The sequence below is a fragment of the Xanthomonas euroxanthea genome (assembly GCF_900476395.1).
Lineage (GTDB): Bacteria > Pseudomonadota > Gammaproteobacteria > Xanthomonadales > Xanthomonadaceae > Xanthomonas > Xanthomonas euroxanthea.
Genome location: NZ_UIHB01000005.1, coordinates 14,848 through 38,814 on the forward strand (window position 1 = coordinate 14,848; position 23,967 = coordinate 38,814).

Here is a 23,967-nt window from a genome sequence, read left to right on the forward strand (position 1 = left end):
GAGGTGGCCCCGGCAGAAAGTATGCAGTGATTTTACATACTTGACTTGTCGTACTCAAGGCCACATACCCTGTGCTGCAACCGAACGTACACACTGAATTGGTCACACTGTCCCAAACAGACCTAAAGCCTGCTGCCATAGGAGTGATGCATGAGCGATTCCTTTTCCACCCGCACCTCGTTCGAGGTCCACGGCCAGCGCTACGAGTACTACAGCCTGCCCAAGCTGGGCGAGCGCTTCGAGATCGGCCACCTGCCCTATTCGATGAAGATCCTGCTGGAGAATCTGCTCCGGCACGAGGACGGCGGCGTCACCGTCGGCAAGGACCACATCGAAGCGGTCGCCAAGTGGGACCCCAAGGCAGAGCCCGATATCGAAATCGCCTTCATGCCGGCCCGCGTGGTGCTGCAGGACTTTACCGGCGTGCCGTGCGTGGTCGACCTGGCCGCGATGCGCGATGCCGTGGTCAAGCTCGGCGGCAAGGCCGACCAGATCAACCCGCAGATTCCCTCCGAGCTGGTCATCGACCACTCGGTGCAGGTGGATGTGTTTGGCTCGGCTGACGCGCTCGACCTCAACGGCAAGATCGAATTCCAGCGCAACCAGGAGCGCTACGGCTTCCTGCGCTGGGGCCAGAAGGCATTCGAGAACTTCAAGGTGGTGCCGCCCAATACCGGCATCGTCCACCAGGTAAACCTGGAAAACCTGGCACGCGTGGTGATGAGCGCGGACAAGGACGGAACGCGGATCGCCTACCCGGACACCGTGTTCGGCACCGACAGCCACACCACCATGATCAACGGCATCGGCGTGCTGGGCTGGGGCGTGGGCGGTATCGAGGCCGAGGCTGCGATGCTGGGCCAGCCCTCGTCCATGCTGATTCCGCAGGTGGTCGGCTTCAAGCTCAGCGGCAAGCTGCCCGAGGGCGCCACCGCCACCGACCTGGTGCTCACCGTCACCCAGATGCTGCGCAAGGCCGGCGTGGTCGGCAAGTTCGTCGAGTTCTACGGCGAAGGCCTGCAGCACCTGCCGCTGGCCGACCGCGCCACCATCGGCAACATGGCACCGGAATACGGCGCCACCTGCGGCATCTTCCCGGTCGACGAAGAATCGCTGACCTATCTGCGCCTGTCCGGCCGCAGCGAGGAGCAGATCGCCCTGGTCGAAGCCTATGCCAAGGCGCAGGGCCTGTGGCACGACGCCAATACCCCACCGGCCCAGTACAGCGCCACGCTGGAGCTGGACATGGGCGAGGTCAAGCCGTCGCTGGCCGGCCCCAAGCGCCCGCAGGACCGCGTGCTGCTGGAAGACATGCAGTCCAACTTCCGCGAGAGCCTCAAGCCGTTCGTGGACGCGCGCAGCAAGCGCCTGACCGACGTCAAGCAGGAAGACCGCCTGAAGAACGAAGGCGGCGGCGGCACTGCGGTCGGCGCCAAGGCCGCGCAAGCCGAGAGTTCCACCGACAGCGGCGCCGGCTGGCAGCTGCGCGACGGCTCGGTGGTGATCGCCGCGATCACCTCCTGCACCAACACCTCCAATCCGGCAGTGATGCTGGGTGCCGGCCTGCTCGCGCGTAACGCGGCGGCCAAGGGGCTGAAGGCGCAGCCGTGGGTGAAGACCTCGCTCGGGCCGGGCTCGCGCGTGGTCACCGATTACCTGAGCAAGGCCGGCGTGCTCGCCGATCTGGAAAAGCTCGGGTTCTACGTGGTCGGCTACGGCTGCACCACCTGCATCGGCAACTCCGGCCCGCTGCCGGACGATGTGTCTGCGGCGATTGCCAAGGACGATCTGGTGGTGTCTTCGGTGTTGTCGGGCAACCGCAACTTCGAAGGCCGCGTGCATCCCGAAGTGAAGATGAACTACCTCGCCTCGCCGCCGCTGGTGGTGGCGTATGCGATCGCCGGTACCACCGACATCAACCTCACCACCGACCCGCTGGGCACCGGTAGCGACGGGCAGCCGGTGTATCTGCGCGACATCTGGCCGAGCAACAAGGAAATCGGCGACACCATCGCCGCCACCGTCGGCCCGGAGATGTTCAAGCAGAACTATGCCGACGTGTTCAAGGGCGACAGCCGCTGGAACACCATCGCTTCTCCGGATGGTGCGCTGTACGAATGGGACGCGGCCTCGACCTACATCAAGAACCCGCCCTACTTCGATGGCATGACCATGCAGGTGGGCCACGTCGAGGATGTGCATGGTGCACGCATCATGGGCCTGTTCGGCGACTCGATCACCACCGACCACATCTCGCCGGCCGGCAACATCAAGAAGGATTCGCCGGCGGGCCGCTTCCTGCAGGAGCGCGGCGTGCAACCGGCCGACTTCAACAGCTACGGCAGCCGCCGCGGCAACGACGACGTGATGGTGCGTGGCACCTTCGCCAACATCCGCATCAAGAACCTGATGTTCGGCGGCGAAGAAGGCGGCAACACGCTGTACTACGGCAAGGACGGCGCGGCGCCGGAAAAACTGGCCATCTACGATGCGGCAGTGAAGTACAAGGCCGATGGCGTGCCGCTGGTGGTACTGGCCGGCAAGGAATACGGCACCGGTTCCTCGCGCGACTGGGCGGCCAAGGGCACCAACCTGCTCGGCGTCAAGGCAGTGATCGCAGAGAGCTTCGAGCGCATCCATCGCTCCAACCTGGTCGGCATGGGCGTGCTGCCGCTGCAGTTCCTGGAGAACGAAAACGCCCAGACCCTGGGCCTGGATGGTTCGGAGGTGCTGGACATCACCGGCCTGCAGGACGGCGCCAGCCGTCGTGCCACGGTGGATGCGAAGAAGTCCGACGGCAGCGTCAAGCAGTTCCAGGTCAAGGTGCTGCTGCTGACGCCCAAGGAAGTGGAGTACTTCAAGCACGGTGGCCTGCTGCAGTACGTGCTGCGTCAACTGGCTGCCCGCAAGGCGGCCTGATCGCAGCGCGCTGCCCTGTAAGCATGACCCCACTCCCGCCGCCCGGCGGGAGTGGTGTTTTGGGCAACTGGAACCTCGTATTGCCGGACAGGTGAGCAGTCATCGGAGGCGGACGGGCGCTGCACGCAAACGCAGCGCAGCGCAGCGGGGAAATATCTTGCCATCCGATACCCACCGCGCCCACCTGGCGATGCGCGCTCCAGAATCGCGGCATCAGTGCCCGGTCGGCTCCCACTGCGCGTGGTACAGCTGCCAGTCGCCGTCCTGCAAGCGCCAGCCGGTGGTCACCTGGTAGGTCTGTGCCTGCTCGGGCAGCCAGCGCCCGCTGCCGCCGGTCAGCAGCGCGGTGAAACGCACGCGTGCGGTGTCATCGTGCAGTTGCACATCCACCGGCCCCAGGGTCACGCCGATGCGGCGATTGCCCAGCATCTGCAGCTGCATCAATCGCCGCAGGCCGGCTGCGTCCAGTCCTTGGTCGCCGACAAAATCCTCGGCCACCGGCACCATCGCCTCGCCGATGTCGCGCGCTTCGATCGCCTGGTGCATCGTCTCCAGCGTTGCGCGCAGCCGTTGTTCCGGTGCGGCACGCGTGCAACCGACCAGGCCCACGATGCAAATCGCAACCAACCCGACCCGCCACCGCGCTTGAATGCTGCCCTGCATCACGCTTCGCCTTTTCCATCCATGACGGTATGCTGCCAGCTGTTGTAGCGCCGTGGAACACACCGCGTCACGTAGCGAACACCCTGGAGGGGGGCAGATGAATCAGGCACGTCCTTGGTTGCAAAGTTATCCGGCCGGCGTTGCCGCCGAGATCGATCTGGAGCAGTTCCGGACCGTGGCAGAGGTGTTCGCCACCTCGGTCAAGCGGTTCGCCGACCGCCCCGCGTATCACAGCTTCGGCAAGACCCTCACCTATCGCGAAGCTGATCAGCTGGTCGAGCAGTTTGCCGCCTATCTGCTTGGCGAACTGCAGTTGAAGAAAGGCGACCGCGTCGCCCTGATGATGCCCAACTGCCTGCAGTATCCGGTGGCCACCTTCGGCATCCTGCGTGCCGGCCTGACCGTGGTCAACGTCAATCCGCTCTACACCCCGCGCGAGCTGAAGCATCAGCTGATCGACTCCGGCGCCAGCGTGCTGGTGGTGATCGACAACTTCGGCACCACCGTGCAGCAGGTCATCGCCGACACCCCGGTCAAGCAGGTGATCACCACCGGGCTGGGCGACATGCTCGGCTTCCCGAAAGCGGCGCTGGTCAACTTCGTCGTCAAGTACGTCAAGAAGCTGGTGCCCGATTACCGCATCAAGGGCGCGATCCGGTTTCGCGACGCACTGGCGCTGGGCCGCAAGCACAGCGTGCCGACGCTGCAGATCGAGCCCGATGACATCGCCTTCCTGCAGTACACCGGCGGCACCACCGGCGTGGCCAAGGGCGCGATGCTCACCCACCGCAATCTGGTGGCCAACATGCAGCAGGCCCACCAGTGGCTTGCCGGCACCGGCAAGCTGGAAGAAGGCGCCGAGGTGGTGATCACCGCGCTGCCGCTGTACCACATCTTTGCATTGACGGCCAACGGCCTGGTCTTCATGAAGATCGGCGGCTGCAATCACCTGATCAGCAATCCGCGCGACATGCCCGGCTTCGTCAAGGAATTGAAGAAGACCCGCTTCACCGCGTTCACCGGCGTCAATACGCTGTTCAACGGCCTGCTCAATACGCCCGGCTTCGACCAGGTGGATTTCTCCACGTTGAAGATGACCCTTGGCGGCGGCATGGCGGTGCAACGGTCAGTCGCCGAACGCTGGAAAAAGGTCACCGGCCTGACCCTGGTCGAGGCCTACGGCCTGACCGAAACCTCGCCTGCCGCCTGCATCAACCCGATGGACCTGAAGGACTACAACGGCTCGATCGGTCTGCCGATTCCGTCCACCGATGCCTGCATCAAGGACGACGCCGGCGCGATGCTGCCGCTGGGCGAGATCGGCGAGCTGTGCATCAAGGGTCCGCAGGTGATGAAGGGCTACTGGAAGAAGCCGGAAGAAACCGCCAAGGTGATGGATGCCGACGGCTGGCTGCACACCGGCGATATCGCACGGATGGACGAGCAGGGTTTCGTCTACATCGTCGACCGCAAGAAGGACATGATCCTGGTGTCCGGCTTCAACGTCTACCCGAACGAGATCGAGGACGTGATCGCCGAAATGCCCGGGGTGCTGGAAGTGGCCGCTGTCGGCGTGCCGGACGAGAAGTCCGGCGAGATCGTCAAGGCGGTCATCGTGAAGAAAGACCCTGCGCTGACCGCCGATGCGGTCAAGGCGCACTGCCGCGCCAACCTGACCGGCTACAAGCAGCCGCGCGTGATCGAGTTCCGCAAGGAACTGCCGAAAACCAATGTCGGCAAGATCCTGCGCCGCGAACTGCGGGATGCGCCCAAGGGATAATCCCCCGGCGCCACCGCAGATCGACGGCCACCCGGCTGCCATCCCACGCCCGCACTGCCTCCAGGCCTTGCGGGCGTCTGCTTTTGCACGCTTCGGACGGTTCACGCGTCTCAGACGAGTGGTATGCGACCACGGGCATGCCGGAATGATGGCCGGTTTGCACCTGGTTATATCCGCATTTTTGACACCCGCAAATGCAGGCACGCACTTTGCGGTTGATAACACCAGCCAGGGAAGCCCTGCAGGAAACCACAGGCCAATGACCAAACAGATAATTTCAGCACTGGGTAATCCACAATAAACTGCATTTGTTTGCAGACATTCGCTGAAAGATTCAGCACACAGGGCTCACCGGGTAGAAAGGAAGCCCTCAGCGTTCATGGAGATAGTGCCGGTGTAGCATCGATTCGGAGTGGATCGCGCGCGCCCGCCGGCGTCCACTCTCCCATCGCGGGCTTTTCCAGGATCACGCCCATGAATACCGTTGAAAAGATTTCGATCGGCCGCCCCCACTCCACCATTCGGGTCGATGCGTCGGCCGCTGATGGCACCCACTGGTTGTTCATGCATGCCAATGCGCGTTTTGGCATCCGTCCCTGCTGCAGTCCCGAATTGCTGGACGACATATGGGATGTCATGGGATCCATCACCCGCGCCCCGCATGAGCGTCGCAGTGGTGAACTACGCCACTTCGTGCTTGCATCCGACTCCACCGCCTTCAATCTCGGCGGCGATCTGGACCTGTTTGCACGCCTGATCCGCGACCAAAACCGCGAGCAGTTGATGCGCTATGCCACCCGCTGCGTGGAGGGCGTCCATCACCTGCATGTCGGCTTTGGCGGGGACGTGCGCAGCATTGCGCTGCTGCAAGGCGATGCATTGGGAGGTGGATTGGAGATGGCGCTGGCCTGCCACACCATCGTGGCCGAAGAAGGCATCGGGATGGGACTGCCCGAGGTCTTGTTCGGTCTGTTTCCGGGCATGGGCGCGTATTCGTTTCTGTGCCGTCGCGTGTCGCCCCAACTGGCAGAAAAAATCATTCTCGACGGACGCATCTACAGCAGCGAGGAAATGCATGCGATGGGAATCGTGGACGTGCTCGTCCCCAAGGGCCAGGGAGTCGTTGCCACCGAAACGCTGATTCGCCAGCAAAAGCGCATCTCCCACGCCTATCTGGCGATGAACGCCGCACGCAACCTCGCGCAGGCGGTGCCTTACGACGAATTGCTGCGCATTACCGAGGTCTGGGTCGACACTGCCCTGGCACTGAGCGAGAAATCACTGCGCACGATGGACCGTTTGGTCAAGGCACAGAATCGCCGCGCTGGCGCAAGTGCCGCCTGATTTGGTGGATCCAGTACTGGGGGAATCAGGCCCGGCCTATCGCCGGGCTTCACTTAGCCGCGGTCGCCATTCCCGCTGACTCCGCCGTCGGACTTGTTCTGTGCGCGTTGAGCAAGCGCCTCGCGCCCGAGTGTCAACCCCGTCTTCAGCTGCTCCAGCCTCTGGCTCCATTCTGCGCGCAGCTGCGCTTCCGGCAGGCGCATCAACTCACCTCCCTGTTCGGCCAGCGCCACCAGCCCGAGATTGCTGGAAACGCCCTTGACCGCATGAGCATGCTCGCGCAGACGTGCCCAGTCCTGGTCCGCCGCCGCCTTGCCGAGCTGGACAACGCAAGCTGCGGCATCGCTGAGACATTGTTGAATGAACTCGCGTTCGAACTCATTCCCCATCCCCAGTTCCGCCAGCTCGTCGAGCACGGCAGGGTCGAGGACGGCGCCACTCGGCGCCGGGCTGCGGGTAGCGATGGCCGGATCGGCCTGACGCAGTTTCTGGTTGACGGCGATGTCGGCCAGCGTATCCAGCAACTTGATCGCCGCCACCGGCTTGGCCAGGAAGGCATAGGCGCCCGCCTGCTCGCAGCTGCGAATCGACTCGGGCGTGACATCGGCGCTCAACACCACGACCGGGGTGCCCGGCATACCGCCCGCCTGCATCACCCTGAGCTGCTTCAACATGTCCAGACCGCTGACACCGGGCATGTGCAAGTCGACGATGGCCGCGTCGAAGTCTGCCTCGGCCAATGCATCCAGTACGGCCTCGCCGCCGTCAACGCAGGTCACGCGATGGCCTGCTTTCTGCAGCAGCCGCTGCAGAACCAGGCGATTTGCCAGATGATCGTCCGCCACCAGGATATGCATGCTGCGCACGCGGGCACGGTGACGTAGAAACGGATCGGCAAACGCAATCACGTTGCCCGGTATCGTGGACTCCGCCTCATGCAGCACAGGCGATGGCGTTGCTGCGGGCTTGGCGGCCGCCAGGCCAAACGGCAGTTCAAACCAGAACAAGCTGCCGCCCGCGGGATTTTCCTCGAACCCGATCGCGCCCCCCATCGACTGGACCAGCCCCCTGGCGATCGTGGTTCCCAGGCCGCTGCCTTCGAACCGGCGCGCCAGTCCGGTATCTGCCTGTTCAAACGCCTCGAACAAACGCGGACGCATATCGACCGGCACACCGATGCCGGTATCGAGCACCTCAAAACGGAGCAGCAAACCGCCACGGCCGCTGGCCTCGGTGGCCGCCACTTTCAACTGGACACTGCCGTGGTCGGTGAACTTGACCGCGTTGCCGACCAGGTTGAGCAGGATTTGCCGCAGATGTCCCGCGTCCCCGTGCACACGCGAAGGCACGTCGGCAGCCACGGCTGTCTGGTAATGCAGCCCCTTGGCCCTGGCCTGCGGCTCCAGGATCAGACCGATTGCCTGCAGGATGTCCTGCAACGCAAAGTCGGACGTGTTGATCCGCAGCTTGCCGGCTTCGATCGCCGAGATGTCCAGCACCTCCTCTACCAGCGCCAGCAGGCTGCGTGTCGATGCCTGAATGGTCTTCAGGCATTCGCGCTGCTCGCTATCCAGACGCGTCGTTGCCAATACCTCGGTCATGCCGGACAGGCCATTGAGCGGTGTCCGAAACTCGTGACTCATGTTGGCCAGGAAGCGGCTCTTGGCCTCACTGGCACGGCGCGCCTCGGCGGTGGCGCGGGTCAACTGCCGCAGAAGACTGGAGAAATACAACGGAACGGCGGCCAGACCAACGGCAAGCCCGATACCGAGCCGCTGGTTGCGTTGCCAGTAGTCGGTCATCCACAGCGTCGTGGAAAAGCTCACCACCGCCATTCCCACCGCAAGGTACAGATAGCGGTTGCCGTAGCGCAGGCCGTTGCCGACGGTGACCCACATCACCACGACATAGACCCAGGCTAGCGGCTCGCCCATCTGGATCATGCCGGCCGCCATCAAGCCGTAATCGGCCAACATGCCCAGGATGCGACGCGCATCCGAGCGCCCGGGCCGCCACAGCAGCCATCCGAACAACGCAAGTCCGAGACTCAGGCCCGTCAGCACAATGACCAGAACGCCGGTGTGCTGGTGCGGCGGCAGGCTGTGCCGGACACCCGGCAGCAGGACATACGCCAGGATCAGGCTGATCAGCACGATGCGGACGATCGCCTGACCATGTTCGCTGTCGGGTCGATGCATCAACCGCTGCCGGATCCTTCCGAACGGATTCATTGCCTCACACCCCGGGTCGTGCCGATGCGGTCGAGAATTCGCCGCAGATCTGGTCCAGCTGCGCGCGACCGCGCAGCAGCGCATCCACGCAGCGCGGGTCGAACAGGCGACCGCGTTGTGCATACAGATAGGCCAGCGCGGCGTCCATGGTCCATGCCTCCTTGTACGGGCGCGGCGACAGCAGCGCGTCGAAGACGTCGGCCACCGCCACGATGCGCGCTTCCAGCGGGATCGCTTCGCCAACCAGCCCATCCGGGTAACCGGTGCCGTCGTAACGCTCGTGGTGACGCAACGCGATCAAGGCGCCGACCTGGATGAAACGGTTCTGGCTGCCACTGAGCAGCTCGTAGCCGATGCGCGGATGCCGCTTCATGATGCTCATCTCGTCGTCGGTGAGCTTGCCCGGCTTGAGCAACACCGCGTCGGGAATGGCGATCTTGCCCATGTCGTGCAGCGGTGCGGCCATCTCGATGATGCGCACTTCTTCCTCGGACAATCCGAGCTGCTCGGCGATCAGGCCGGCCACGTGCGACATGCGCTCCAGGAAGGCGCTGGTGCCCGAGTCGCGGTACTCGATGGCGCGCGCCAGCCGCGACAACGTCTCGCGTTCGCGCTCTTCGACCTCGTTCATGCTGGCCAGCAGACGCTGCTCCAGCGACAGCGCGCGCTGCTTGACGCTTTCGCTCTGCTGACGCAGCTGCAGCAAATTGGCGCAGCGTGCGCGCAGTTCGCGCGGACGGATCGGCTTGACCAGGAAGTCGATCACGCCCGCCTCCAGCGCGGCCTGGCGGATCGGCTCGTCGCCGACGATGGTGATCAGGATGATCGGGATATCGCGATGGCTTGGCAGCCGGCGCAGACGCCGGGCGAACTCCAGGCCATCCATGCCCGGCATGCGATAGTCGAGCAGCAACAGATCCACCCGTCCGGCCTCGCACCACGCCAACGCGTCGAGCGGATCACCGAAATCGTAGACCTTCAATTCCGGTGCGATGTCCTCGATGACGTGGCGCAGCATCGTCCGCGCAGACATCTGGTCATCGACAATGACGATGTTCAATCCCAGATCCGCCTTTTCCGACCAGCTTCCCGATGTATCCGCCGACGACACGCCGGCAAGATTACCCAAAACATCCTGCATAGCCGTTGCTCCTCTTTCCTGAGAACGGAAAAGCGATGACGCCGGCCGCCGGGCCGACTCCCCCGACGATACGCCATTCGGGGCTCCGCTCTAGCATATGCAGTATCTGTGCCGTCGGCACGCCGACGGCACAAAAAAGATCAGGCTTCCGGACGCATATATGGGAACAGCAGCACATCGCGGATCGAGGTGCTGCCGGTCAGCAGCATCACCAGGCGGTCGATGCCGATACCCAGGCCGCCGGTCGGCGCCATGCCGTACTCCAACGCACGGATGTAGTCGGCGTCGTAATGCATCGCTTCGTCGTCGCCACCGTCCTTGGCCTGCACCTGCGCCTGGAACCGCGCGGCCTGGTCTTCCGGGTCATTGAGCTCGGAGAAGCCGTTGGCCAGCTCCTTGCCGTTGATGAACAGCTCGAAGCGGTCGGTGTACCCCGGCTCGGTATCGCTGGAGCGCGCCAGCGGCGACACTTCGACCGGATGGTCGGTGATGAAGGTCGGCTGCACCAGCGTGTGTTCCACGGTGGCCTCGAAGATTTCCAGCAGCAACTTGCCCCAGCCGTAGGACGGCTTGACCTTGATCTTCAGCCGCTCGCAGTGCGCCAGCAGCGCGTCGCGATCAGTGCAATCGGCCGCGCTGATCTGAGGATTGTGGTGACGAACGGCCTCATCCATGCGCCAGCGCCGGAAAGCCGGCGCCAGATCGATGGCGGCGCCGTCCCAGTTCACCTGGGTGGTACCCAGCACCGACTGCGCGGTGTCGCGGATCACCTGTTCGGTCAGGTCCATGATCTGGTGGTACGTGGCATAGGCCTCGTAGAGCTCGAGCATGGTGAACTCGGGGTTGTGCCGGGTCGACACGCCCTCGTTGCGGAAGTTGCGGTTGATCTCGTAGACGCGCTCCAGGCCACCGACCACCAGCCGCTTAAGGTACAGCTCCGGCGCTACGCGCAGGTACAGGTCCAGGTCCAGCGCGTTGTGGTGGGTGGTGAACGGCTTGGCGGTGGCTCCACCGGGGATGTAATGCATCATCGGCGTTTCCACTTCCAGGAAGCGGCGCGCGTCCAGCCAGGCGCGGATCGCGCGGATGATCCTGGAGCGCTTGATGAAGACCTCGCGCGCCTCCGGGGTGACGATCAGGTCGACGTAGCGCTGGCGATAGCGCTGCTCCACGTCAGACAGGCCATGCCACTTGTCCGGCAACGGACGCAGCGACTTGGTCAGCAGGCGCAGCGCGCTGGCCTTGACCGACAGCTCGCCGGTCTTGGTGCGGGTCAGCCCGCCCTCCACCGCCACGATGTCGCCGACATCCCAACCCTTGAACGCGGTGTAGGCATCGCCGAGCACATTGCCCTGCAGGAACAGCTGCACGCGCCCGGACTCGTCCTGGATCTGCGCAAAGCTGGCCTTGCCCATCACCCGCTTGGCCATCAGGCGGCCGGCCATCCGGACCGTGCGCCCGGTTGCTTCCAGCGCTTCGGAAGTCCAGGTGTCGGCGTCGGCGAATTCGGCCTGCAGGTCGCCGGCGAAGTGTTCGCGCACGAAATCGTTGGGATAGGCGATGCCCTGGCCGCGCAACGCGCCCAGTTTCGCGCGACGCTCGGCGATGAGGCTGTTCTCGTCGGCGGGGATCTGCGGCGCGGGGGTCTGCTCGGTCATGGCGGGAATCGGTCTGCGATAGGTCGGGCGCATGCCCGGTGGAGAATGCGGAACCGGGCGGGCCGGTTCCTGCGTTTTACGGTGTCTCGGTGACAACTGCGCGGCGCAACGGGACTGCGTGGCGATGTGCCGCACTGCAACCGCGCCGCCGATGTCGCAGCGGGCGCGGCGGCCTCGCCGCGCGATCAGGCATCCAGGCGTTTTGAGCCTGCCGCCAGGCCGGCCTTGAGGCTGGCCTCGACGAATTCGTCCAGATCGCCGTCCAGCACTTTCTGCGTATCGCTGCGTTCGATGCCGGTGCGCAGATCCTTGATGCGGCTCTGGTCGAGCACGTAGTTGCGGATCTGGCTGCCCCAGCCGATGTCGGACTTGGTGGCTTCCAGCGCGTCGCGTTCGACGTTGCGCTTCTGCACTTCCAGCTCGTACAGCTTGGCGGCCAGCATCTTCATCGCGTTGTCGCGGTTCTGGTGCTGGCTGCGGCCGGTCTGGCAGGCGACCACGGTGTTGGTCGGGATGTGCGTGATACGCACTGCCGATTCGGTCTTGTTGACGTGCTGGCCACCGGCACCGGAGGAGCGGTACACGTCGGTACGCAGATCGGCCGGATTGATGTCGATCTCGATGTTGTCGTCCACTTCCGGCGACACGAACACCGAGGTGAAGCTGGTATGCCGGCGGTTGTCAGAATCGAACGGCGACTTGCGCACCAGCCGGTGCACGCCGATCTCGGTCTTCAGCCAGCCATAGGCATACTCGCCCTCGATGCGGATCGTGGCCGACTTGATGCCTGCCACTTCGCCGCCGGACACTTCCATCAGCTCGGTCTTCCAGCCGCGCGACTCGGCCCAGCGCAGGTACATGCGCAGCAGGATTTCGGCCCAGTCCTGTGCCTCGGTGCCGCCGGCGCCGGCCTGGATGTCGACGAAGGCATTGGCCCCGTCCATCTGCCCGGAGAACATGCGCTGGAATTCCAGCTTTTCGACATGGGTCTGGTACTTGTCCAGATCGGCGATCACCGCCACCGCGGTGTCTTCGTCCTGCTCGCTCTCGGCCAGTTCCAGCAGATCGGCGGCATCGGCCAGGCCGGCCAGCACGTCGGCGATGCCGATCACGGTCTTTTCCAGCATCGAGCGCTCGCGCCCCAGGGCCTGCGCGCGCTCGGCGTCGTTCCACACGTCGGGGCTCTCGAGCTCCCGGCTGACTTCTTCTAGACGCTCTTTCTTGACGTCGTAGTCAAAGATACCCCCTGAGCGAGAGCACGCGATCGTTGAGATCGGTGATGCGCTGGCGGATCGGATTGGTTTCGATCATGACGGATTTCCGGCAAACAAGCCCGGTAGTTTAGCAAGCGGGCGGCGGCGGCGGAACGCGGTGGCGATCGTGACGGGCCGCAGTTTCGTGCCGGCCATGGACGTCATGGCGACCACTGCAAGCTCAGACCGGAGCAAGGCAGCCAGCAGGCGGTCCAGATGACGAGCGTCTGGGCTCATCTGCCACTGCGAGGCTGGCGCTCGCTCCGGTCGCAAGGCTGACCGCCTGGAACGGTCAGCCCGGCGCGGCCTCGACACGCTGCGGTGTGGGCGCCTGCCCCGCCAACGCCCGTAATGCAGCCAGGTAACGGCGACTGCACGGCAGCACGCCGGCGTCGGCCAGGTGTACGCGGGCGTCGCCGGATTCCAGCGGCTCGATCGCCTGCACGCGTGCCAGCTTCACCAGATAGCTGCGATGGATACGCACGAACACGGCCGGGTCGAGCCTGGCCTCGATCGCGGCCATCGTGCTGCGCAGCGGGTAATCGTGGCCGCGTACATGCAGGTTGACGTAGTTACCCGACGCCTGGATCCACTCGATGTCGGCGGTGGCGACCAGGAAGTCGCGCCCCAGCTTGCGCACCAGAAAGCGTTCCGGACGGTCCAGTGGCTCGACCGGCGGGCCTTCGTCCGGCGCGGCCAGCAGATGCGCCTCGCCCTGCCGACGCCGGCCATACCAGGCCAGCGTGTGGCGTAGCGCCACCAGCAGGGCAAAGGTGCGCAGATCCTTGGACAGCTCGTAAATCCACTGCAACCGCAAGGCGCCGAAATCGTAGTGCGCACCGACCGCCAGATAGACCAGCTTGCGCAGCAGCACCATGCCGCTCACGTGCAGCAGCCACCAGGCAAGTGCGGCCGCAATATAGACAGGAACGCGCCGCCGCCAGACATCGGCATGCAATGGCCAACGCGTGCAGAGCCAGATCAGCGGCGGCAAGAGCAGCAGTGAGACGGTCGCGCTGCTCAACTCCCAGGTCAGCACCTGCCACAGCAGCAGCGGCTGGCCGTCGCGCCGTGCCGCCAGCCATGTGCTGGCGGTGTTGCCCAGCGCGCTGCCATAGAAAACCAGCAGCCAGATCAACGCCACCCAGCGCCTGCCCGCATTGGCATCGCTGTCGGTCTCGCGTTCGATCGCCCCGGACACAGGTGAATTCATCCGCGCATTCTATGCAAACCGCCCGCTGGCCGCCCCCGGTTCGTCCCTGCAGGACCGCAACTGGTCACTCCGGGACGGCATTGCCACCCTTGGCGCAGCTGCCTGGGACCGGCGTTGCCGAGGATGCGGGCATGTCTCCTACCGACACGACCATGACCGAGCGCCGCCACGATATCGACGCCTTGCGCGTCTTCGCCTTCGCACTGCTGATCCTGTACCACGTGGGCATGGCCTACGTGGCCGACTGGGAGTTCCACCTCAAGAGCGTGCACACCGCGCAGTGGCTGCAATGGCCGATGATCGTGCTCAACCGCTGGCGGATGCCCTTGCTGTTCATGATCTCCGGCATCGCCATCGGGCTGTCGCGGCCGCAGGCCACGCCCTGGCGCTTTGCCTTGCGGCGCTGCGGGCGATTGCTGCCACCGTTGTTGTTCGGCATGTTCGTGGTGGTGGCGGTGCAGGCCTATTGCCAGGGCGTGAGCAACGGCAAGGTCAGCCCGGGCTTGGGCAACTTCCTGTTGCGCTACTGGCAGGTGCGGCCGTGGCCGGCCGGCAGTTTCGATGGCTGGCAGCATGGCATCACCTGGAACCACCTGTGGTATCTGGCCTATCTGCTGCCCTATACCGTCGCATTGATGGCGCTGGTATCGCTGACACGCCCGCTGCGGCTGACCGCGTTACCGGGCCTGCCCACTGCGCTGGCCGTGCCGGCCCTGCTGCTGTTGCCGATCCTGTGGGAAGCGTTCTGCGTGCTGTGGGTGATGCCACGCCACCCGCCCACCCACGCGCTGTTTGGCGACTGGTTCGTGCACGCCGAGTCGTTCCCGTTGTTCGTCCTGGGATACCTGCTGGCGCGCAGCGAGCGCTTCTGGCAGTGGGCCGTGCAGCTGCGCTGGCTCACGCTAGGCACCGCGCTTACGGCAATCGGCACCGAACTGGCCATTCGCTATGCCAGCATCCATGGGCAGACTGCGCAACCGGGTGCACCACTTACCGCGCTGCCGTGGGAGGTGATCGAGCACAGCGCACGTGCCGCCTACACCTGGCTGGCGCTGCTGGCGATTCTTGGCTGGGCCAGGCACCGATTGAACCGCCCGTTCCGCTGGCTGCCGTATTGCACGGAGGCGGTGTTCCCGTGGTACATCCTGCACCAGAGCCTGATCATCGTGACGCTGTACTGGCTGATGCCCCTGCATCTGAATGCCTGGCTGGAGCCGACGCTGGTGATCGCCGCCACCGTGATCGGCTGCCTGGCGTTGCACGAGTTTGCGATCCGCCGGGTGCGCTGGTTGCGTCCCTTGTTCGGATTGCGCGCACGCACGCCGCGTTCGGCGAGGAAGGCCGACGTCATGCCGATGACCCCATGAACACCAGGCGCAGGGTGGCGCTGTTTCGCCTGCCACGCACTGGACGGCCCGTCGGCAGCAACGCAAGATGCGCGCCGGACACGCTCTTTCGAAGACACCATGCGCCCTACCCTGCTTGCCGCCACCTTGTTGCTCGCGCCTGTCGCCGCCCTTGCCGATGCGCCGGTGGGCATCGCCTTCGACCACCAGGACTGGACCATCGCCTGCGACAACACCCGCACCTGCCGCGCTGCCGGCTATCAGCCGGATGCAGACGACAGCACGCCGGTGTCGGTGCTGCTGACGCGCAAGGCCGGTGCCGGACAAGCGGTCACCGCCGAGTTGATGCTGGGCCAGTACGACGAGGTCAAGATGCCGGCCTCGCTCAGCTTGCGCATCGACCAGCGCGACCTGGGCAAGCTGGCATTGAATCGCGACAGCGGCACCGCGCCGCTGACCAGCGCGCAGGTGACCGCACTGCTGGCCGCACTGACCCGCAGCAGCAAGATCGTGGCAGTGGGCAACGATGGCCGCCGCTGGCAGCTGTCCGATCGTGGGGCGGCGGCGGTGCTGCTGAAGATGGACGAGTTCCAGGGCCGGCTAGGCACGCGCGGCGCACTGGTGCGCAAGGGCGATCGCGACGAAGCCACGGTGCTGCCGGCCGTGCCGGCACCGCAGGTGCGCGCGGTCAAACTGGCAGCACCGCAAGCGGCCGATGCGCGCCTGGGCACGCTGCCTGCGCTCTATCAAGCACTGCGTGCCAGCTTGCCGGCCGATGAGGAATGCAAGGGACTGCAGGCCGACGATACGGCCGAGCCGCTGTCGATCACCCGGCTCAGCAGCGACAAACTGCTGGTGTCGACCGACTGCTGGATGGGCGCCTACAACGTCGGCACCGGTTTCTGGGTGATCAATGCACGCGCGCCCTTCGCGCCGACGTTGGTGACCACGCACGCCAGCGATATCGACGGTTCCACCATCCTTGAATCGCAGAAGGGCCGTGGCCTGGGCGATTGCTACAGCGAGGCCAGCTGGACCTGGGACGGCCGCCGTTTCGTGCCGACCTCCGAATCCACCTCCGGCCTGTGCAGATTGGTCGCCGCTGGCGGCGCGTGGGAATTGCCGACCTTGGTGACCGAAGTCAAGAAGGCGCCCTGATCGAGGCGAGGACAGTGCGAGCGAGTGCGAGCGTCAGTGTGCGCTTGCACGGTCTTGCAGGACGCTTCGAACTGCAAATCAGACTGCTTTGCGGCCGTCAGGCATGCGGCTCTTAGAGCATGTACTCCCGCATAAATGCCGCCTGTGGTGCGAAGCTCAGTGCAGAGCACGTGCAGAGCGGCTGAGCTGCTGCCTGGCTGCAGGGCCCTTGCCCCGCCCACCATCGCAGGACACGCCGCAAGTACGTCCCTGCAGGCTCTTCCATGTAGGCTCCGGCGCGGCATCCATGCCGCTCAAGGTCCCGCGACGGTGGGCGGGCAAGGACCTCTCCAGATAGTCGGTGTACGTGTTGCAGGCGGAGCACGACGCGTGTGGCTTGGATCACGGCGCGTCCGATCGGCTTCCCGGCACACGCCGAACAACACAGGGCCTTCAAGAAAACACCTGCAGCGTCGTCATCGCGAAGCTTGAAAACAAGATGGTGAAGCGGCCTGCCTTGACCAGGTCGCGGAAACGACATGCCGAGGCGGCAGCGTGGCCGGGGATTGGCGGAGAGCGGCACTCAGGAGGTGCCGCGGCGGCGAGTCAGACAGGATGTCTGACCGAGCCGAGGAGCCGATCCCCGGCCGCGCTGCCGCCCCTTACCGAAGCCAGCGACTGGCAGCCGCGCGCCTGAGAACCCGACGCTCAGCTCCCTCCACGGACGGATTCACGGCGCATCCCGCGAGCGGCGAGGACACCACGCGCCCTCGACCAACGCGGCCTGGATCATCCAGATGACGCCAGGTGCAGCCTACAAGAGATAGAGAGAACGCTGAGCCCGCAGTTCAGCCAGTGACTGTCGCCGGCTCGCAATGTTCGACGATCAACTGCACCGCGGTGCCGCCGCGATAGTCGTCGCTGACCAGGCGGTACGCCAGCCGCACCATGCGTGCCGGCTCGCTGCCGCGCCAGCCATTGAAGTGGATGGCGTTGAGCGGTTCGGCGCGACCCGCGCAGCGCAGGGTGAGCTTGAGATGGCGCTCCTTGAGCAGGCGCCATTGCAGCACTTCGAACCGGCCATCGAACAGCGGCTCGGGAAAACCCTGCCCCCACGGCCCGGCCACGCGCAGTGCCTCGGCATGCAGGTGATCGAGCTCGTGCGCGGCCAGTTCGCCGTCGCTGTGCAATTCGGCATGCAGCAACGAGGCGTCCACCATCGTCTGCACCTGGCGCTGGAATGCCTGCTCGAAGGTCGCCAGTGCGGCCTGCTCCAGGCTCAATCCGGCCGCCATCGCATGCCCGCCGAACTTCTGGATCAGGCCCGGGTGGCGCGCGTCCACCGCAGCCAGCACATCGCGGATATGCAGGCCGGGAATCGAACGTGCCGAGCCGCGCAGCTGGCTGCTGCCCGGCTCGGCCGGCGCCAATGCAATCACCGGGCGATGCAGCCGGTCCTTGAGCTTGGAGGCGACCAGGCCGATGACACCGGGGTGCCAGTCGGCGTCGAACAGGCACGCGGCGATCGGCAATTCGCCATCGGCATCCAGCACCACCTTGGTGACCGCCTGCTCGGCATCGTCGGTCATCAACTGCTGCACCGCGCGACGCTCGGCGTTGATCTCTTCCAGGGTGCCGGCGATCTCGCGCGCCCGGCTCCAGTCTTCGCTGAGCAGCAGTTCGATGCCCAGGGCCATGTCTTCCAGTCGGCCGGCGGCGTTGAGACGTGGCCCCAGTGCAAAACCGATATCGCTGGCGCTCAGGCGCGCCACGTCGCGGCCGCTGGCCTCGATCAGGGCGCGCAGGCCGATGCACCCCTTGCCCTCGCGCAGGCGGCGCAGGCCGGCCGACACCAGCGCACGGTTGTTGGTGTCCAGTGGCACCAGGTCGGCGACCGTGCCGACCGCCACCAGGTCCAGCAATACCGACAGATCCGGCTCGGCGCGTTCGGCAAAGGCGCCGCGCGCGCGCAGCACGCCGCGCAAGGCCATCAGCACGTAGAAGATCACCCCGACCCCGGCCAGGGATTTGCTCGGGAAGCGGTCGTTGGCCAGGTTCGGATCGACGATCGCATCGGCCGGCGGCAACACCTCACCAGGCAGGTGATGATCGGTGACCAGCACCGTCCAGCCACGCGCCTTGGCCGCGGCCACGCCGGCGTGGCAGGCGATGCCGTGATCGACGGTGACCAGCAGATCCGGCTGCAATGCAGCCAGCTCGTCCACCAGCGCAGGCGACAGACCATAGCCATGCACCATGCGATTGGGCACCGCGTGGTGGACATCCAGCGCGCCGAGCATGCGCAAGCCACGTACGCCGACCGCGCAGGCGGTGGCGCCATCGCAGTCGAAATCGCCCACCACCAGGATGCGACGCTGCTGTGCGATCGCATCGGCCAGCAACTCGGCCGCGACGTCGCTGTTGTGCAGCAACTGCGGTGACAGCAACTGCCCCAGACGCGGCTGCGCGCCCTGCGTATCGGTCACGCCGCGCGCGGCATAGATGCGGCGCAGCAGCGGCAACATGGCATCGGGCCAACTGCCGGCCTGCCCGGGTGGGCGCCGGACGATCCGCGGGGTGGAGGTCATTGCGCCAGCTGTGCCCGCGGCTTGCGCCAGAAACGCCAGCGTTGCGCACGCGTCAGCGACACGGTGTCGCCATCCTGGAAATCCAGCACCAGCCGATCCAGTTCGCCACGCGCCATTGCCGCCAGCAACGGCGCCACCGCGTCGTCGCTGAACTGCTGCAGCGAGCGCAGGTGCCGCAGGTCCACCAATGCGTCCACGCGTTGTTCGCCCTGCGCATCGGCGCCCGCCGCCAGCGCCAGCGCACGCAGCAGCGATTCGCGGCTGCGCACCTGACGGTGCGGCGAGCTCACCGCCTGCGGCAGCACGCCGCCGCCCCAGAACCACAGCGAATTGATCGCCGGCTTGCCGCTGGCCACGCGGCCCTCGTTCCAGGGATGCTGATGCAGCAGCACCTGCGCTTCGGTCAGCAAGGCACGCCAGCGCCGGCCGACCTCGCCAGCCGGCAGATGCTCGAACAGGTCATCGCCGATCGCCAGATCCGGCGGCGCGAAGTCGGGCAGCCTGGCATCCGGCGACAGCCGCAGATACCAGCGCGCAGGCGTGGGCGCATCCAGCAGGAAGCCGGCATCGCCGAACATCGGCTTGAGGATCGGCAACAACACCGCTAGGTCCTCGGCGGTGGGGCCGAGCGCCTCGCCGTAGCCCATCAAGCGGGCGCCCTGCATGTCCGGTACCACGTAGGCCGGATCGGCACGCACCCAGGTCGCACCGGCCGCATCGCCGGCATCGAGCTGGCGGGTCAATGCGGCCACCGGCCACTGCGCAGGCGTCAGCGTGAAGTGGCGCTGCAGCTGCGCCACCTCGCCGGGCTCGACGCTTTGCTGGTCGGCGCGCGCCAGCGCACGCGCCACCGGCGTGTCGCCCAACGCACCGGGCAGGCGGCGTCTTTCCGGCAGCAGCAGCGTTGCGGTGGTCATCGGTCGGTGGGGTCGCTCGTTCCCGGCCCGTCAGTCCAGATAGGCAACGCTGACCACTTCGTACTCGCGCTGGCCGGCCGGCGCATCGATGGTGACCGAATCGCCTTCCAGCTTGCCGATCAACGCGCGTGCCAACGGCGAGGAGATCGCGATCATGCCCAGCTTGATGTCCGCCTCCAGATCGCCAACGATCTGGTAGCGCTTCTCTTCGTCGGTCTCGGTGTCGGCCAGCGTCACCGTGGCGCCGAACACGATCTTGTTGCCGGCCGACAGCTTGGTGATGTCGATGATCTCGGCATGCGAGAGTTCGCCTTCCAGCTGCTTGATGCGGCCTTCGATGAAGCTCTGCTGCTCGCGTGCGGCGTGGTATTCGGCATTTTCCTTCAGATCGCCGTGCGCACGTGCTTCGGCGATCGCATTGATCACCGCCGGACGCTTGACCGACTTCAGCTGGTCCAGCTCTTCGCGCAGGCGCTGCGCGCCCTTTGCCGTCATGGGTGCTCTCATGCTTCCAGTTCCTTGTGCAGTTCCTGCAGCGACCAGACAGGGCCGGTGCCGCGGAATTCCAGCGAATGCACCAGCGCCTTGGCGCCGGCAACGGTGGTCGAATAGGTCACGCGATGCTGCAACGCTTCACGCCGGATCGAGAACGAATCGGAGATGGCGGCGCGGCCTTCGGTGGTGTTGACGATATACACGATCTCGCCGTTCTTGATCGAATCGACGATATGCGGGCGCCCTTCGGCGACCTTGTTGACGATCTCGCAGTTCAGCCCGTTCTGCTGCAGCCAGGCGCCGGTACCGCGCGTGGCGACCAGCGTATAGCCGCGCTCCACCAGGGCCTGCGCCACCGGCAGCACGCGCTGCTTGTCCGGATCGCGCACCGACACGAACGCCTTGCCCACCGGCGGTGCCTTGATGCCGCCGGCCTCCTGCGCGCGCGCAAACGCGGCGCTGAAGCTGCGGCCCACGCCCATCACCTCGCCGGTGGAGCGCATCTCCGGCCCGAGGATCGGGTCCACGCCCTGGAACTTGGCGAACGGGAAGATCGCCTCCTTCACCGAGTAATAGCCCGGCACGATTTCCTTGGTGGCGCCCTGCTCGGCCAGCGTCTTGCCGGCCATGCAGCGCGCGGCGATCTTGGCCAGCGGCATGCCGATCGCCTTGGACACGAACGGCACGGTGCGCGAGGCACGCGGGTTCACTTCCAGCAGGAACACCACGTCGTCGCCGGCCTCGTTTACCTGCACCGCGAACTGGGTGTTCATCAGGCCCACCACGTTCAGGCCTTCGGCCAGCATCACCACCTGGCGACGCAGCTCGGCCTGGGTCTTGGGCGAGAGCGAATACGGCGGCAGCGAGCAGGACGAATCGCCCGAATGCACGCCGGCTTCCTCGATGTGTTCCATCAAGCCGCCGATCAGCACGTTGCCATCCTTGTCGGCGATGATGTCCACGTCCACTTCCACCGCGTTGTCGAGGAAGCGGTCCAGCAGCACCGGCGAATCGTTGGAGACCTTGACCGCGTCGCGTACATAGCGCGCCAGATCGGATTCGCCGTAGACGATTTCCATCGCGCGGCCGCCGAGCACGTAGCTCGGACGCACCACCAGCGGGTAGCCGATCTCGCGCGCCAGCACCAGGGCTTCCTCGGCATTGCGGGCAATGCGGTTGGGCGGCTGCTTCAGGCCCAGCTTGTCGACCAGTTGCTGGAAACGCTCGCGGTCTTCGGCCAGGTCGATCGAATCGGGCGAGGTGCCGATCACCGGCACGCCATTGGCTTCCAGCGCGCGCGCCAGCTTCAGCGGGGTCTGGCCGCCGTACTGCACGATCACGCCCTTGGGTTTTTCCAGCTCGACGATTTCCAGCACGTCTTCCAGCGTCAGCGGCTCGAAGTACAGACGGTCGGAGGTGTCATAGTCGGTGGACACGGTCTCCGGGTTGCAGTTGACCATGATGGTTTCAAAGCCGTCATCGCGCAGCGCCAGCGCTGCGTGCACGCAGCAGTAATCGAACTCGATGCCCTGGCCGATGCGGTTGGGGCCACCGCCGAGGATCATGATCTTGTCGCGATCGGTCGGCAGCGCCTCGCACTCGTCCTCGTAGGTCGAATACAGGTACGCGGTGCTGGTTGCGAATTCGGCAGCGCACGAATCCACGCGCTTGTAGACCGGGCGCACCTTGAGCGCGCGACGCAGCGTGCGCACCGATTCTTCGTTGGTGCCGGTCAGCTCGGCCAGGCGCGCATCGGAGAAACCGGCACGCTTGAGCGTGCGCAGACGCGCCGCATCCAGTGCCTGCATGCCGTCATCAGCCAGCTGCTGCTCGTGGCTGATCAGTTCTTCGATCTGATCCAGGAACCAGGGGTCGATGAACGACAGCGCGTAGACATCGGCCACGCTCATGCCGGCGCGGAAGGCATCGGCGACATAGAACAGGCGCTCCGGACCCGGCGCCTTGAGCTCGCGCTTGAGCGCGGCGATATCGTCTTCGCTGCTCAGGTCCAGGCCGGTCGGATCCAGCCCGATCTTGCCGGTTTCCAGCCCACGCAGCGCCTTCTGCAGCGATTCCTGGAAGGTGCGGCCCATCGCCATCACCTCGCCCACCGACTTCATCTGGGTGGTCAGGCGCGCATCGGCCTGCGGGAATTTCTCGAACGCAAAGCGCGGGATCTTGGTGACCACGTAGTCGATCGACGGCTCGAACGAGGCCGGGGTCAGGCCACCGGTGATCTCGTTCTTCAATTCGTCCAGCGTATAGCCCACCGCCAGCTTGGCGGCGACCTTGGCGATCGGAAAGCCGGTGGCCTTGGACGCCAGCGCCGAGGAACGCGACACGCGCGGATTCATCTCGATCACCACCACGCGGCCGGTCGTCGGGCTGATGCCGAACTGCACGTTGGAGCCGCCGGTATCCACGCCGATCTTGCGCAGCACCGCGATCGAGGCATCGCGCAGGCGCTGGTATTCCTTGTCGGTGAGCGTCTGCGCCGGTGCCACGGTGATCGAGTCGCCGGTATGCACGCCCATCGGGTCGAGGTTTTCGATCGCGCAGACGATGATGCAGTTGTCCGCGGTGTCGCGGACCACTTCCATCTCGAACTCCTTCCAGCCCAGCACCGACTCTTCCACCAGCACTTCGGTGGTCGGCGACAGTTCCAGGCCACGGCCGACGATCTCGATCAGCTCTTCGCGGTTGTAGGCGATGCCGCCGCCGCTGCCACCCAGGGTGAAGCTGGGGCGGATGATGGTCGGGTAGCCGACGCGGGTCTGGATATCCAGCGCCTCTTCCAGCGTGTGCGCCACTTCGGCCCGGGGGCAATCCAGGCCGATCTCGCCCATCGCCACGCGGAACAGCTCGCGGTCTTCGGCCATGCGGATGGCTTCGCGCTTGGCGCCGATCAGCTCGACGTTGTACTTCTCCAGCACGCCATGGTCGGCCAGATCCAGCGCGCAGTTCAGCGCGGTCTGCCCGCCCATGGTCGGCAGCAGGGCATCGGGCTTTTCCTTGGCGATGATCTTCTCGACCGTCTGCCAGTTGATCGGCTCGATGTACACCGCATCGGCCATGTCCGGGTCGGTCATGATCGTGGCCGGATTGCTGTTGACCAGCACCACGCGATACCCCTCGTCGCGCAGCGCCTTGCACGCCTGCGCGCCGGAGTAATCGAACTCGCAGGCCTGGCCGATGACGATCGGGCCGGCGCCGATGATCAGGATGGTTTTTAGGTCGGTGCGCTTTGGCATTTCTTTACTCGATTAGGAACATGCGGCGAGC

General features: G+C 65.5%; 15 protein-coding genes. 5 read left to right on the forward strand and 10 right to left on the reverse strand.

The window, feature by feature from the left end:
- Positions 1 to 150: 150 nt before the first annotated feature.
- On the forward strand, positions 151 to 2,919 hold the full coding sequence (gene acnA / locus CPBF1521_RS14280) for an aconitate hydratase AcnA (RefSeq protein ID WP_115677415.1): 2,769 nt from the start codon (positions 151 to 153) through the stop codon (positions 2,917 to 2,919).
- Between the two features lie 213 nt (positions 2,920 to 3,132).
- On the opposite strand, the gene CPBF1521_RS14285 is transcribed toward acnA, so the two are convergent.
- Positions 3,133 to 3,582, reverse strand: a complete 450-nt coding sequence (locus CPBF1521_RS14285; protein WP_104585253.1) for a Cif family virulence factor — start codon at positions 3,580 to 3,582, stop codon at positions 3,133 to 3,135.
- A gap of 97 nt (positions 3,583 to 3,679) precedes the next feature.
- On the opposite strand from CPBF1521_RS14285, the gene rpfB reads away from it, so the two are divergent.
- Positions 3,680 to 5,362, forward strand: coding sequence for a fatty acyl-CoA ligase RpfB (rpfB, locus tag CPBF1521_RS14290; RefSeq protein ID WP_115677416.1), 1,683 nt, complete (start codon positions 3,680 to 3,682; stop codon positions 5,360 to 5,362).
- Between the two features lie 474 nt (positions 5,363 to 5,836).
- Positions 5,837 to 6,706, forward strand: coding sequence for a crotonase/enoyl-CoA hydratase family protein (locus CPBF1521_RS14295; RefSeq protein WP_016903176.1), 870 nt, complete (start codon positions 5,837 to 5,839; stop codon positions 6,704 to 6,706).
- A gap of 53 nt (positions 6,707 to 6,759) precedes the next feature.
- Here CPBF1521_RS14295 and CPBF1521_RS14300 read toward each other — a convergent pair whose 3' ends face one another.
- From CPBF1521_RS14300 to CPBF1521_RS14320, 5 genes are all read right to left on the reverse strand, one after another.
- Positions 6,760 to 8,937, reverse strand: coding sequence for an ATP-binding protein (locus CPBF1521_RS14300; protein ID WP_115677417.1), 2,178 nt, complete (start codon positions 8,935 to 8,937; stop codon positions 6,760 to 6,762).
- Positions 8,938 to 8,941: 4 nt separating this feature from the next.
- The gene (rpfG, locus tag CPBF1521_RS14305; protein WP_026064477.1) at positions 8,942 to 10,078 is read right to left on the reverse strand and encodes a cyclic di-GMP phosphodiesterase response regulator RpfG; all 1,137 of its coding nucleotides are present in this window, start codon (positions 10,076 to 10,078) and stop codon (positions 8,942 to 8,944) included.
- 140 nt (positions 10,079 to 10,218) lie between these two features.
- Positions 10,219 to 11,736: a lysine--tRNA ligase gene (gene lysS / locus CPBF1521_RS14310; RefSeq protein ID WP_053045483.1), complete on the reverse strand. Its 1,518-nt coding sequence runs from the start codon at positions 11,734 to 11,736 to the stop codon at positions 10,219 to 10,221.
- A gap of 185 nt (positions 11,737 to 11,921) precedes the next feature.
- A protein-coding gene (prfB, locus tag CPBF1521_RS14315) for a peptide chain release factor 2 (protein ID WP_104648650.1) occupies positions 11,922 to 13,047 on the reverse strand; the annotation gives its coding sequence in 2 pieces (ribosomal slippage) (positions 11,922 to 12,971 and positions 12,973 to 13,047; 1,125 coding nt in all).
- A 234-nt stretch (positions 13,048 to 13,281) separates the two neighbouring features.
- Entirely contained in the window at positions 13,282 to 14,202 is a 921-nt protein-coding gene (locus tag CPBF1521_RS14320; protein WP_235858464.1) for a LytTR family DNA-binding domain-containing protein, read from the reverse strand.
- A 152-nt stretch (positions 14,203 to 14,354) separates the two neighbouring features.
- Here CPBF1521_RS14320 and CPBF1521_RS14325 point away from each other — a divergent pair, with 152 nt between their 5' ends.
- Positions 14,355 to 15,569: an acyltransferase family protein gene (locus CPBF1521_RS14325; RefSeq protein WP_115677419.1), complete on the forward strand. Its 1,215-nt coding sequence runs from the start codon at positions 14,355 to 14,357 to the stop codon at positions 15,567 to 15,569.
- Positions 15,570 to 15,668: 99 nt separating this feature from the next.
- Positions 15,669 to 16,706, forward strand: coding sequence for a DUF1176 domain-containing protein (locus CPBF1521_RS14330; RefSeq protein WP_115677420.1), 1,038 nt, complete (start codon positions 15,669 to 15,671; stop codon positions 16,704 to 16,706).
- A gap of 827 nt (positions 16,707 to 17,533) precedes the next feature.
- On the opposite strand, the gene recJ is transcribed toward CPBF1521_RS14330, so the two are convergent.
- The 4 genes from recJ to carB are packed head-to-tail and all read right to left on the reverse strand — an operon-like array spanning position 17,534 to position 23,936.
- Positions 17,534 to 19,273: a single-stranded-DNA-specific exonuclease RecJ gene (gene recJ / locus CPBF1521_RS14335; protein WP_115677421.1), complete on the reverse strand. Its 1,740-nt coding sequence runs from the start codon at positions 19,271 to 19,273 to the stop codon at positions 17,534 to 17,536.
- Positions 19,270 to 20,190 carry a phosphoglycerate mutase gene (locus tag CPBF1521_RS14340; RefSeq protein ID WP_115677422.1) on the reverse strand — a complete coding sequence of 307 codons (921 nt, stop codon included), beginning with the start codon at positions 20,188 to 20,190 and terminating at the stop codon, positions 19,270 to 19,272. The genes recJ and CPBF1521_RS14340 overlap by 4 nt, the downstream gene beginning before the upstream one ends.
- Positions 20,191 to 20,220: 30 nt before the next feature.
- Positions 20,221 to 20,685 carry a transcription elongation factor GreA gene (gene greA, locus CPBF1521_RS14345; RefSeq protein WP_016903166.1) on the reverse strand — a complete coding sequence of 155 codons (465 nt, stop codon included), beginning with the start codon at positions 20,683 to 20,685 and terminating at the stop codon, positions 20,221 to 20,223.
- Positions 20,686 to 20,693: 8 nt separating this feature from the next.
- Positions 20,694 to 23,936, reverse strand: coding sequence for a carbamoyl-phosphate synthase large subunit (gene carB, locus CPBF1521_RS14350; RefSeq protein WP_104585271.1), 3,243 nt, complete (start codon positions 23,934 to 23,936; stop codon positions 20,694 to 20,696).
- Positions 23,937 to 23,967 lie beyond the last annotated feature (31 nt).